At 44.0% G+C, this 13,009-nt stretch carries 11 protein-coding genes and 1 riboswitch; of the genes, 2 read left to right on the forward strand and 9 right to left on the reverse strand.

Translation table 11 applies throughout. From position 1 onward, the window contains the following. Positions 1-41: 41 nt before the first annotated feature. The 5 genes from GC096_RS10815 to GC096_RS39330 all read right to left on the reverse strand — a co-directional run bounded on the left by GC096_RS10815 (position 42) and on the right by GC096_RS39330 (position 7,629). Positions 42-812 carry a putative endonuclease domain-containing protein gene (locus tag GC096_RS10815; protein ID WP_171630243.1) on the reverse strand — a complete coding sequence of 257 codons (771 nt, stop codon included), beginning with the start codon at positions 810-812 and terminating at the stop codon, positions 42-44. 255 nt (positions 813-1,067) lie between these two features. Next, the gene (locus GC096_RS10820; protein ID WP_171630244.1) at positions 1,068-1,637 is read right to left on the reverse strand and encodes a peroxiredoxin; all 570 of its coding nucleotides are present in this window, start codon (positions 1,635-1,637) and stop codon (positions 1,068-1,070) included. Between the two features lie 27 nt (positions 1,638-1,664). Continuing rightward, positions 1,665-1,904, reverse strand: coding sequence for a glutaredoxin family protein (locus GC096_RS10825; protein WP_056624514.1), 240 nt, complete (start codon positions 1,902-1,904; stop codon positions 1,665-1,667). A gap of 26 nt (positions 1,905-1,930) precedes the next feature. Next, positions 1,931-2,854 carry an NAD(P)/FAD-dependent oxidoreductase gene (locus tag GC096_RS10830; protein ID WP_171630245.1) on the reverse strand — a complete coding sequence of 308 codons (924 nt, stop codon included), beginning with the start codon at positions 2,852-2,854 and terminating at the stop codon, positions 1,931-1,933. 827 nt (positions 2,855-3,681) lie between these two features. Continuing rightward, complete coding sequence (locus GC096_RS39330; protein WP_171630246.1) at positions 3,682-7,629, reverse strand: S-layer homology domain-containing protein; 3,948 nt, start codon at positions 7,627-7,629, stop codon at positions 3,682-3,684. Positions 7,630-8,292: 663 nt separating this feature from the next. Between GC096_RS39330 and GC096_RS10840 the strand changes: the two genes are divergently transcribed. Then, positions 8,293-9,066 (forward strand): CPBP family intramembrane glutamic endopeptidase, encoded by a 774-nt coding sequence (locus GC096_RS10840; RefSeq protein WP_171630247.1) that lies wholly within the window; start codon positions 8,293-8,295, stop codon positions 9,064-9,066. A 158-nt stretch (positions 9,067-9,224) separates the two neighbouring features. Here GC096_RS10840 and GC096_RS38430 read toward each other — a convergent pair whose 3' ends face one another. The 4 genes from GC096_RS38430 to GC096_RS10860 all read right to left on the reverse strand — a co-directional run bounded on the left by GC096_RS38430 (position 9,225) and on the right by GC096_RS10860 (position 12,073). Further along, the gene (locus GC096_RS38430; RefSeq protein WP_216626092.1) at positions 9,225-9,650 is read right to left on the reverse strand and encodes a hypothetical protein; all 426 of its coding nucleotides are present in this window, start codon (positions 9,648-9,650) and stop codon (positions 9,225-9,227) included. Between the two features lie 99 nt (positions 9,651-9,749). Then, positions 9,750-10,736: a copper amine oxidase N-terminal domain-containing protein gene (locus tag GC096_RS10850; RefSeq protein WP_171630248.1), complete on the reverse strand. Its 987-nt coding sequence runs from the start codon at positions 10,734-10,736 to the stop codon at positions 9,750-9,752. Positions 10,737-10,759: 23 nt separating this feature from the next. Then, on the reverse strand, positions 10,760-11,323 hold the full coding sequence (locus GC096_RS10855; protein ID WP_171630249.1) for a hypothetical protein: 564 nt from the start codon (positions 11,321-11,323) through the stop codon (positions 10,760-10,762). Between the two features lie 36 nt (positions 11,324-11,359). Continuing rightward, positions 11,360-12,073 carry a hypothetical protein gene (locus tag GC096_RS10860; protein WP_171630250.1) on the reverse strand — a complete coding sequence of 238 codons (714 nt, stop codon included), beginning with the start codon at positions 12,071-12,073 and terminating at the stop codon, positions 11,360-11,362. A gap of 218 nt (positions 12,074-12,291) precedes the next feature. Between GC096_RS10860 and GC096_RS10865 the strand changes: the two genes are divergently transcribed. Beyond that, a complete protein-coding gene (locus GC096_RS10865) occupies positions 12,292-12,429 on the forward strand; it encodes a hypothetical protein (protein WP_171630222.1) in 138 nt (45 codons plus the stop codon). A 332-nt stretch (positions 12,430-12,761) separates the two neighbouring features. Next, a riboswitch (cyclic di-GMP riboswitch) is annotated at positions 12,762-12,850 on the reverse strand. Positions 12,851-13,009: the final 159 nt, after the last annotated feature.

Here is a 13,009-nt window from a genome sequence, read left to right on the forward strand (position 1 = left end):
AATACGAACTATCCATTTCGACAAATCAAGTTTCCGTGTCATTAACCCTGATTGTTGCGGTATCTCCTTATTGGACCACCCGTATTGACATCAGGTATCACTTTACCTTTTTCAACTAGAGACTTCAGATATTTTATGGCCGTATTTCTGTGGATTCCAACTGCTTGAGCTATCGAAACTGGCGAGTAGGCCTTCGTCTTATTTTCGATAAATTTGAAAATAGCAAGTTCCGTTGGAGACAAAGCTGGTTGGGCGATATTGGATTCAATCCCCCACTTTGCTAACGCATGCATCAACTGTTGTTGGCAACGGAGAGGCTGCTCCAGGATGCTATGTAGTGAGAAGCGCAGTACTTTCCAATCGTCGATGATAAGATCATTCTGGCGGAATCGGTCATCTGAAAATTTATACGAATCAGCATTATGGCCATGTGTTCCCTTATCGTCTACTTCGATGCAAATTTTGATACCGGTCGATGGTTTGGCCAAATCGAGGTATCTGTATCCGTCTTTATAATCCATCACTTCGTACTCAGCAAACCAACCCTCAAAACTCCCGACAGCAGGCCAGAGCACATGGATAATGAATTTCTTTAGTGAGAAACTCAGCCCCTTTTGCAGTCGCAACCGCCGATCTCCTGTGGACGACTTGATTTGTAATTCTATCCACTTTTCATACGCAGCACTAAGCTGCAAACTCATCTCATCATTTATGTTTCCCATCTCCTTCCCTACGTTGAGAAAATAAAATAGCCGCTTGCACTGGAAACGAGTTCCCATGCAAGCGGCGTGTTCTTCACGACCTGATCTCATTCATAATTTACTTCAAGTTACGCAAAATTACAATAGTTATTTGCACTTCCATAGCGCTAGCTTGGTGGGGCCGGCGAGGCCGGGGCTCTTGCGCACAATTTTTGTGCGCTAGCCTGCCGCGGCCGGCGGGGCCGGGCCCTTGCGCACATTTTTTGTGCGCTAGCTCGCCAAGGTCGCAGGGGCTGGGGCCCTTGCGCATAATTTTTGTGCGCTAGCCTGCCAAGGCCCGCGGGGCTGCTGCCCCTGGCGATTGCCTTACAACGTCCGATCGCCTGGCTTCCAGTTCGCTGGGCACAAACCGCCAGCTTGAAGTGCTTGAAGCACACGAAGCGTCTCGTCAACCGACCGGCCAACATTCATGTCCGTGACCACTTGATAGCGTAGCACGCCATCCGGATCAATGATGAACAAGCCTCGGTGCGCAGCGCCTGTCTCATCATCGAGGACGCCATAGGCACGAGCTGTTTCTTTGGAGAAGTCACTGACCAACGGGAACTTCACAGGACCAATGCCGCTTTGATCGCGCGGTGTTTGTGTCCATGCACGATGCGTGTAGACGCTATCTACAGACGCTCCCACGATGTCACAATCGAGGTCAAGGAACTGCTCGTAATGGTCGCTGAAAGCAGTAATTTCCGTCGGGCACACGAATGTGAAGTCGAAAGGCCAGAAGAAGAATACAAGCCATCTGCCGCGGTAATCCTCAAGCGAGATTTTTTCCTCGAGCGTTTCCATATTTTTCGTGGAGAGCAGGGAGAAGCTCGGTGCTGGCAACCCAATTTTAGCAAAAGCAGCTTGAGATTGAACGGTTAGTTGTTGTGTCATGGTTGATATCTCCTTTGATGTGTGGGATTAGCTAGCGATTTCGGCTAGTGCTTTTTTGAGTTTGGTGACGTTGAGACCAAGAATTTTGTGTTCACCGATGACAGTGACAGGCAAGGACATGAGACCCATATCGTGCAGTTCTTGTCCGAATTGATCATTCAAATCGATGTTTCTTTCTTCAAAACCGACTTGCTGATCTGTTAAATATTTTTTCAGTTGGACACAATAAGGGCAGTTCGTACTGGAATATACAATTACATTAGACATAGTTGGTCATCTCCTAAAAGGTTGAATTATTTGTATTGCGGGATCAGTTGAGCCCGTTTATTAATGAATTTATCGACCGCCATGGCGGCAATCGCACCATCCGCAGCGGCAACAACAGCTTGTTTCACTGGGGTACGTCTAACTTCTCCTGCACCAAAAACACCCGCAACCGGCGACTGCATTGAGCTGTCCAAAATCATAAAGCCATCGGCATCCAGAGGAACTTGATCCTGCAAGAAATCCGTACCTGGCTTGCTGCCAGAAAGGAAAACGAAGACACCATCCACATCCAACACTTCCTCGCCACCAGAGCTCGTACGAATTCTGAGACCATGAACTTGCTTATCGCCAAGAACCTCGAGCGGTTTCGTCTTATAGAGAATGTTTGTGCCTTTCAATTCTGGAACGTGGTGAACGCCTTGCAGCTCAGGTCGAGGCACAACGAAATGAATGGATTTCGTGAACTTACTGAGCGCCTGTGCTTCTTCCAGCGCTTCTTCCGAATCCCCGATCACTGCGACCGTTTTTCCTTCGAAAAATGCACCATCACACGTCGCACACGTACTCACGCCCCGCCCCATCAGATCTTCTTCACCAGGTAGCATGCGGTTACGTCCCTTAGAACCCGTTGCAATGATGATCGCCTTGCCTTCAAACATCCCATCAGCTGTAAACACGTACTTCGTTTCGCCTTCAACATCCACATCCGTAATCGTCGTCTGGATGAACTCAGCTCCGAAGCCTTTGGCTTGGTCGCGCATCGTATCCAGCAGATCCTTACCTGACAATTCACCAATGACACCGGGATAATTCGCAATTTTATGCGTAATGGCTAGTGCTCCTGTATTGGGTGCTTTGTCGATAACTAATGTTTTCAAATTCCCTCTTGCTGTATATATCGCCGCAGAAGCTCCAGCGGGACCAGCCCCAACTATAATGACATCATACATCGGTGATGCACTCCTTCCATTCGGCCTTATTCATGCCATTGATAATCGATATCAGATAATAATTATTATAAATAAAATAGAAATAAAGTCAACCTTATTTATAATAATTCTAATTAGCTTTAAATTTATTGTTTCATAGCCTGCAAACAGTCTCATATCTTTTCTGACACGAGCTTGCCAATAGATCGGATAATAGTTTATCTGCCGTAGAAGTGTCTCTATGTGGATTAATTCTAGTCTTGTCAAATACAATCTCAACTAGGCAATCATGACTTTCCATTTGTTTTTGTTCTCGCTTGAAAGTGGTAGCTGACAACCTGACCAGAAATTTTCGTCTCGGCTTTACTTTAGCTTTGGATTAGAAGAGTTTTAAGGAACATTTCTCACTACAGTACGAACGGAAAAGAGGCAAAGATTGTGAGCTCTTTGCCTCTTATAATGCTATATGGGGTTATTTTCTTAAGTTAATGACATTGTGATTTACCAAGGTTTCTAAGTTGATATTTTCATATCGTTAGATTGCAAGTACGGAACATACGTTCACTTTAGTGTTCAAATTTTTGGTTTTCATGAAAACTTACAGCCAATTGTATGCTTTACCCCCCTCGCATCTCATGCACACCTGACCTACCACTTCGCGACTACCCTATCCATGTCCATGAATCGGATTAAGCGAGGGGTGTATAGAGTCCTTATGATTAATTTCCGAGGATAACGAAATGTTGACTTCACATGATTGAATAGAGTTGTGAGCACTTTCAAAAGAAGCTACAAAACGGCAGATACTGTTTTACTAGTACCTACCGTTTTCAAGTAACTTTAAATTTCTATTCTACATCCAATGAAAGACCAAGACTGACATTCAGCATACGCAAAATCATAAGTAACGACTCAGATCTCGTAGCCTTAGCATTTGGTTTAAATGAATCATCTGTTGCACCTTTTACGATACCCATTTCGGATAATGTATCAATCTCAGCCTCTGCCCAGTTACCCGAAGCATCCTTGAACTTACTATTTTTCACAAAAGTAGTGTTTATTACTTTGGAAAGCATAGCCACGATCTCCGCTCTGGAGATTGTCTGATTCGGTTTGAACGTTCCGTCCTCGTAACCATTAATAATACCGCTTGTTTGTAATGAAGCAATTGCGTCTGCCGCCCAGTGACCTTTGGTGTCCATAAAACTGGAATCACCTGTGGACGTTAAACCAAGAGCTTTAACTAGCATAGTCGCAAACTCTGCTCTAGTTACCATAGCATTAGCATGGAATGAACCATCCTCATACCCTTTTACGATTCCAAGCTTAGTTGCTAACTCGATTGTTTTAACAACTGGAGAATCTTTAGGTACATCCATGAATGTTACGGCAGGTCTAGAGTTTACTTTTTCTACTAGAACCTTGATTAGATCGATATTTACCTTTTCATTGTAGAAAGGCTTAGGTGTTGGTGTTGGTGTTGGTGTTGGTGTTGGTGTTGATGGTGTTCCTGTTGATGGTGTTCCTGTTGATGGTGTATCTGTTGATGGTGTATCTGTTGTTGCTGCTATTACCGTAATCGTTGCTGTTCCTTTTTTACTTGAATCAAAGGTTGATGCTGCTGTAATGGTATAGTCGCCTGTCGCTGCATCTGCTGCTACCGTCACTAATCCATTCGCAGCAACAACTACTTTCGAATTACTGCTTGTCCATGTTACGGTTTGGTCCGCTCCACCTACTGCTGTTACTGTAGCTGTCAGTTGCTGTGTCGCCCCTTGAACCACACTCGCTGTTATCGGACTTAAGCTTACACTTGTTATGGCTGCATCCTTCTTCTCGATCGAGTAGTCGTCAACCAATTCTCCGCTTTCCGTACGAGCCTGAATTGAGATCTTATCATGGCTAACTTGAATTGCAGAGTATATCGGAACGTGTTCATCATACATGAAATCGAGATAATCATACTTTGTTCCATCGTAGAACTTCCAGCCAGATGTTCCTCCAGCCAAATAGACAGTCCCACGCTCTCCATTCTTCAATGGCTTACCCGCTTTCATCGGATACGTGTGCGAGTAGACGTGATCGTGGCCTTCCAGCACCAAGTCTACTTCCAATTGTTCTAGTATGGGTCCGAAATAGGTTTGTGTATTTTCGATATAATCCCCGCGCCCCTTTTCAGTATGATAAACAGGCTTATGGAACATAACGACTTTCCATTTTTTGTTGCTCTTCTGAATATCCTCGCGCAGCCATTCTGCTTGCTTGGCCATGGTTACTTCGTCACCTTCGGAATTCATCACGATAAAATGCACCTCGCCTGAATCGAAGGAATAGGCGTATTCTTTCATGAAATCCGGTCCGTTTTTAGGAAGCTCCCATCCCTTGGCGAAAATCCCTTTGCCATCACCTCCAACATCATGATTACCCATCGTGTAACCCGAAGGAATCGAGGTTGCGTAGATCGACGTAGATTTCCAGATCTGGGTCCACTCATCTAAGAAATTTCCGTCGTCAACAATGTCACCGCCATGCATAATGAACTGGGTGTTCGGATAATTTGTAAAAGCGTTTGTCATCAGTTTTTGAAAGTTATCAATTCCATTATCACTATTGGCATGCGAATCGGATATGAATACGAAAGAAATGGGCTTATCCTGCGCGGGGTCCGCTGTCTTGTAATCGTACCATGTACTCCAATGTCCTTCGTAACCAACCCTGTAACGATATTTCGTACCCGGCTCAAGACCAGTAACCGATGCCTGATGGAACTTAAGTTCGACTAAGGGACCATTCTTTTCACGATGGATCACTTGCACTTCCGTAAGCGCGTCCTGCACAATCGATTTCGTGGGCTCGCTATCCTTCCTGTACTGAATAGAGGTTTGTTGAACTCTAGGTGCCGTCTGCCATCCTACGTTCATCATTGTTCTCATATCTTCGGCAACAAAGGTTTGCACATATTCCGGTTCGTCATTACCAAACTGATTAACAATTTCCATGTTCATACTTTCGGTGGTGCTTCCGTCCTTGACCGCTTGCAGTGTCCAAGTGCCTATCCCAAGGGTTAAGAGTGGCGTATGAATTTCTCCTTTTGAATCCGTTAAGCCAATGCCTCGTTTAAGATCATTTTGCTGAACATCAGCAGTAGATATATAACCTTTCCTGGATCCATCAGGCAAATACACATTTACAAATCCGGAAGTGCTTCCTGTTGTTGCGATAAATTGCTGATCTTTCTTTACCGCTAGCAAAGATGTCGTGCCGTCGGCGTTTCTATATATATTGGAATTCGCAGCTGTCACGGTTACATATGTCTGAGGACCGTTTGGATCTAAGTACTCGATCGCCGCTCCTGCCACCGGTGCTCCGGCGTGATTGGTAACGGTGATTAAGGACTGCGTTTGCAAACCCGTTCCCTTGATTGCCAAGTTGTACGGGAACGCGATCTTATAGTTAATTGGAGCGGCAAAGGAATTCACCGAAGTGCCGCCCGTATAACCGAAGGCGCCTTCCGCCATGCGTATTTGCTTAAATGTCTCGCCGCGTTCCATCTTGGCCGTTCTAGTGAATTCGAAATCGATACTTGCCAAAGGATTCGCGTTGTCTCCTTGCAAACCATCTGCGCTAAACTCAACATAACCGCCTACATTATCGATAGTGGTCTGCACGTTGCTCAGGTCGGAACGCCCGGTTATTGCTTTCACCTGCAGAGTCGCCGGGTCGAACTTGAGCTTGGTATGTACGCTCTTTGCCGCGCCTACACCCTTTGCTCCGAGCTGTAATCGGTAAATGTCGCTGCTAAGTGATTCTTCCGGTGCCTCCATGGTAAGCCGTGCCCCATGCTCTATGTTGAAAGAATAATCTGCCGTTGCAGGATTACCGGCCATATCTTTAATTGCCGCATTCACCTCATAATAGCCGCCATCAAGCGGTGCATCTGGATGATACGCAATCAATTTATTGACCGGATCGTAGGCGTAGGTCGCCGATGTGACAGACTTTCCATTCACGGTCAGTTGGATCGAGTTTGGATCGATGCCCAATCCAACATCGTCCGCAGACAGGGTCATATTGGATAGCGGTGCGTTCAAAGTCTGATTTGGCGTCGGTGAAGTCGGAGTGATCACGGGCACGGTCATATCTTCACCAACCGGTTCATCATAAATGAGCCTGACGTCGTCAATCCAAAGCGAACCTTTATTCTTTTTGCTCATTTGTCTTTGCTTAACCTGGAAGTAAAACCACAGTGAGCCCGGCACAGACATATCCGGCCCTATTGTAGCTTCTACATATTTCCAACCACTCCAGTCTATACCTGTCTCTTCATCCCTTATATCATAATTTCTAGTCGAACCAGTTGCATTACGAAACTTAACGGTTACACCATGTCCTTCGTTATTGCCATATACCCACATCCCAATTTTCTTGGGAACCCTGCCGCCTGGCAACGGTACTACTTGAGTTTTATCACCCACAGCAAATTGAGAGGGATTATCTGTAACTCCAATAAAATCATAATCAAATCGTAAGGACTTTGCCCCATTACGAACGTATTTGGGATTAGTTTCAAGCGCGAGAGTGACACCTTTATTGCGTATACTGTCCAAGTATAATTCGCTAAAGTCGACATTTTCGAAATCTTCCACCATGACGACACCGCTAGGATTCGCAGGAATCACGGGAGTGGCATAAACAGTGGACGAGGATGAAAGGGATACTGGTATGAACGGGATAACCAACGCCATTACCAATATTCCGATCAAAATTCTCTTAATAAATAGATGATGATCATTCACAAACCTACACTCTCCTCTGAAGCTAAAATGTTATTGACTTGTAAAAGATAAGTCACATATATTAATATAGCGTAATTTTGTTTTCACAAAATCACCTCCAAATATCATTATCGTAAAGATAATTTGTATAATTTTGCCATCTAACGTCATTTATTACTAGTTGCTTAACTTCTGAGTTAGCTAATAAGGGAGATTCTTGTCGCAAAAAAAAGACAAGAATCTCCAACGACATAAACCTTGATTTATCACAATGTCATTAACTTAACGGGTTAGAAAAACAGCGAATGCCCCCTTTGGAAGATTTGACAAGGGGGCATTCGCTGTTTATTAAAGATATTTGCTTTTATGTCGTTAGTGATAGTTTTGGAATTCTGATATTAGAACATAGTAAATCCAGTTAATTATTGTAGCCGTCATCATGTCATGTCGGCTCACTAATAGCTCTTCTTATAACGCTATATGGGGTTATTTTCTTAACTTAATGACATTGTGATTTATCAAGGTTTTAAAGCGGGATTATCCTGTCGTCGTACTGCTGCTGTTGTCTGCAGAGCTACTTGGTTTCATTCGTATAACGTGCCTGCGGGTAAAAATAATATTCCTTTTTTATCCATTTTTGTTATAATAGAATTCGTTTACTTTTAGATGAAAGAGGTGTAAGGCATGCCTATAATGTCTGACAAAACTTACAAGGATCAGCCAGTTCTATTCTCACTCTTCCTCGGCATTGTGCTAACCTTATTAATTTCGGTAGCATCAGCTGCAGCCACCGTGCGAGGCTTGGGAGATACAGGGATGATGATTGCCCAAGGGTGCGCATTCATCGTCATGGCGATAGCTGTTACCATGTATATGCGAAGGAAAGACAGCACTATGGCTATCTTTGGCTTCAAACGACTGGCAGGAGTAAACAATAAGGCGGTGCTGTACTATGTTCCGCTCGTTATCATTGTTTTTGTTCAACCTGTGATTGGTGGATTTAATAGCGAACTGTCCTTAGGCAAGATCGTCTTGATTGTCCTGTTTTCACTTGTGGTCGGGTATACCGAAGAGTCAATTTTCCGAGGGATCATTTGGGCAAAGTTGAAGGATAAAAGTTCACTGTTTTACATCCTGTTTTCTTCCATCTTTTTTGGTATCCTACATATGGCCAATGCCCTAAATGGTCGGGACTGGTTGTCCATTTTACTTCAGATCATAAATGCATTTCTCATCGGACTCATTTTAGCCTTGCTGATTGTCATGACGGCTCGTATTCTCCCGTTAATCATTTTTCATTTTATGTTCGATGCCATGGCCCAGTTGACGAACGCAACAACAACGGCGAACGAAGTATTTGTTGTTGCTGTGCTGAGTATCTGCTACTTGCTCTATGGCGCATATTTAGTTGTCATGCTAACACGCAGACGCAGAACGAACATTCAAATTGCTGCCTGAGTCTAGGATGCAACCCAGAACATATAATTGAAAATAGACCTTACATACAAAAAGCTGCCTAACAAGGAAGGACTTCTACTTGTTAGGCAGCTCTTATTTTCATACAGTGGAGATTATACTTCCTCATCCCTATTTATAGGGTACGGATATGGTGGATATTACTGATTGTACGGCGGGTATGGATATGGGTATGGGTATGGATATGGATATGGGTACGGGTAATAGGGTGGGTAGTACGGTTGTGTCGCCGCACCATAAAGCAATGGAGCCACTACCCATGGCAATACATTGTTAAAGCCGCCGCCATGAAAGTGACCTGGGCCACCGGGAAAATGTCCAGGGCCTCCTGGGAAGTGGCCTGGTCCGCCAGGCCCGTGTCCAATACCCCCAGGTCCACCTATGCCTCCAATACCACCGGGTCCGTGGCCAATACCTCCAGGTCCACCTATGCCACCAACACCGCCGGGTCCGTGGCCAATACCTCCAGGTCCGCCTATGCCTCCGATACCGCCAGGTCCATGTCCTATACCGCCACCATGCCCTCCGACCGGCGGACGAAATTCTTGATCTTCACGCTTCGTCATATCGTAATCACTCACAATCTCTGTATAGTTTGATTTTCTACTATACTGTATGTGTGCGATTGCCTATTCGGTGAATGAAAGCCCAAAAAATGGGCGGGTTTACTTGTTTTTAAGGTCCTTCTCTTTATCAGCTTTCTTTTTCTCATAATCATTTCTATAGGTATCAATTATTGTATCAATTGTTGACCTATCGTAACCATTCGAAGTTAATTTCGTTTCCGTGTCACTCATGATTTGTTCAAACTTTCTATCTGATGTTTCTCTGATGTACTCTCTAGCTTGTGATTTTAAGCTCTCATCATGTGTTGCAAGATATTTAAGATACAGTTCTAGCAATACGCCAGCTGCTTCTGTCTCAAGAGCTGACATTTTCCCCTTAGCCTCAGCTTTAATTGAATCTACAGATACTTTAATGGTGGATCCGCCCCCACCACCTGCCCCACCACCAATTGGTGGTGTAACTACAGGCTTAGTCTCTGGCTTCACTTCAGGCAATTTCACCTCAGGCTTCTTCTCTTCCTTCGTAACCGCGGACACCGTGTACGTTTCCGAATCCCAGTTAATCGTTTTCCCAACAGATTCCGAGAAGAAACGAATCGGAACAAACAAACTACCATCAACAATATACCCTGGCAATTCATCAGATGGACTCTTCTTAACACCATCAAAAACATAATTAATTTTCTCTTTATATACCTTCAAATTACTTAGCGCCAACTTCGATTTATCGAACTTTTCATTGCTTTTCGAAAAAACCTGCGTATTTAATTTATATTCACTAATATTAATTTTCTCTGTCGCCTTAGGCTCTGCAATCGTTACCGTGTAGGTATTCGGGTCCCAGTTGACCGCTTTATCTAGCGAGTAAGAAATGAATCGAATGGGCACATACGTCGTGCCTTCATAAATAAATCCCTGCTGATCCACTGGCGGCGCATATTCCTTCCCATCAAACGTAAAATGCATCGGAACCTGATACACATCCACATCCATTGGCACTTGTGCTGCCGATGCTTGCGCAGAAATCCCCATCACCAGGGCTAGGGATAAACCTGTAATTGCTTTCATTCGTTGACTCGCTTTCACTTTCTGAACACCTCTTCTATGTATTATTGGGAAGAAACCACTTTCTGTACGGCCGCAATTTCTGCCGATGTAAACTTCGTATACGCGATCTTCTTCATCTCTGCCTTCTTCTCAGGCGTCAGTCCACCACTAGCCATTTGCCTAAGTTTATTGAGTTCAGATGCCGAGAATCGGCTCATCACGAACTTCACAGCCTCCTGCTTATTCTCGAATTGAACATCTTCCTTCTTCTCCGTTGCAGTCGACTTCTTCTGTTCATTTCCCGTTGTTGGCTCTTGCCCCTTCACGGTATTCGCAACGTTTACCTGCTCATTCGAGTTCTTCGGGTTCACGTTTCCATCCGACTTATCTTCGCTTGCAGACTTCGGCTTCTCAGCACTCGGGGTAACAGAAGGAGGAATTTCAATCGTATTTGCAACAGCGGACAAATCCATGGAATTCAACCATTGTTGGCTTGTCCCACCATCCAGAACAAGTTGATTGGCTATTTTATCTGCAATCACATTCATCGCATAACTATAAGCCGTATAACCGCCAACTCCTAGCATACCTAGCACAATGACCGTCAGTATGAGCCTTTTTCTCATCTCAACCCCCTACTGTAGTTAGCAACTGTATTTACATTACTTTGTAGACTTCGGTTGCGTTTCTGCATACTTCTTCCCTTGACTTAAGCCATACTTCGCTGCAATTCCAATCAATTGGTTATACTCGTCTTCCGATAGCTTCTGCAGAATAATATCCTTGGCTTTCTTCTTTTCATCTACAGATAAACCATTACCAGCCATCTTCGCAAAAAGTTGGATATCTGACGCACTTAATTTCTTTAGAAGCACCGAAGTCACCGAAGCCTTCTCCTTAAGCGTGATCGCATCCTGGACCTCTTTTGCTTTCTCCGTCGTAATTTGAGCTTCATAGCCTGTCCCATTCTTAGACGCTGCTGGAGATGGTGTCGAGATCTGATCAGCACTCTTAGATTCATTCGACTTCTGCGTAGATGAACTAGTAGCTTGTTTCTCAGTTGGTGTATCTATCGGAATTGTTGTCCCTTGCGGTTTAAGCGTAGGCGTCGCATCATCTAGCTTCTGCACATTGGGAATAGTAGACTCCATCGTTACTGTTGTTGCGTTAGTTTTACTATTAACATCACTAACATCAGAAACTATTAAACTAGTCTCATCTTCAGCTGCTTGACTGATTTCCAAAGGCATGGAGGGAATCATCGAATTCAGGAAATAAGACATAGCTATATTCATGCCAAAATACCCAACTACAAGCAGCAGAGCAGCACTACTTCCTGCCCATACTAGTCGCTTCATCCATTTCTTTTTCTTCATATATTCACCAACCAAGTCGCATAATAGATATGTTTATTATAAACTCTTAGAGCCCAGAAGTCACATATTGTCGCAGAAAACGCAAAAAAAATGCACCTCGAGGTGCATTTTAACGCAAAAATAATCACCCCATAAGACAGGCGACAAATTTCGACATACTTTTTAAATGAAAACGATTATATTAAAGTAATATAAGCCTTACACGGGAGACGATGCACTTGCCTAACTACTACTTTACAGAAGTATGGACCCCTTTGAAACTGCTCGGTATCAAGCTTTTCAAAGATGATGAAGGCGCTATTTGGATCAAATGCTGGGGGTTTAAACGCAGACGTTTCACCGACAGTCCCAAATAACTGTTTGGTACATGCTGCCAATAATTTCATTATACTTGAGGATTCGACATTTGCAGAGGGACCTAGGTCATAGTCAATAGTCCTATTTCTAGCTTGAATCAATACCCGCGGCGTCAATAAGACTACGAACGAAAAAAGCACCCTTTGGGTGCTTTCCTTATGTATACAGTTTAGTACGATGATAACTAATTTTATTAAAAATTTTCGTTCGCTCAACATCGCAGATGCAGCTATCCAGGATAGCCTCGTTAAATCTCAACCAAAAAGAATGCCAAAACTTATCCATCTAATTCCCTCCTCGATTTCACATAAATCACTGGGAGGCACGATGATTCGGAAGCTGGCTGACATACTGGCATAAACCACCTTAGTCCCTATAGCTTTGCGTCACTGATTTTCATCAGCTTTGCCATTATCGTCCGATTTATGTGATTGACTTATATACCTATTGTAGCAAATCCATGAATTGCGGCAATGGTCTATTCGTCGTGATTTTGGGGATGTGGGAGGGGCGGAAGTACTAGAGATAATTATATACAGGCAAACTGTGGTATTGCAAAGTAAGCGAGTCAGATGCAGA

The organism is Paenibacillus plantarum (assembly GCF_013141695.1).
Taxonomy (GTDB): domain Bacteria; phylum Bacillota; class Bacilli; order Paenibacillales; family NBRC-103111; genus Paenibacillus_E; species Paenibacillus_E plantarum.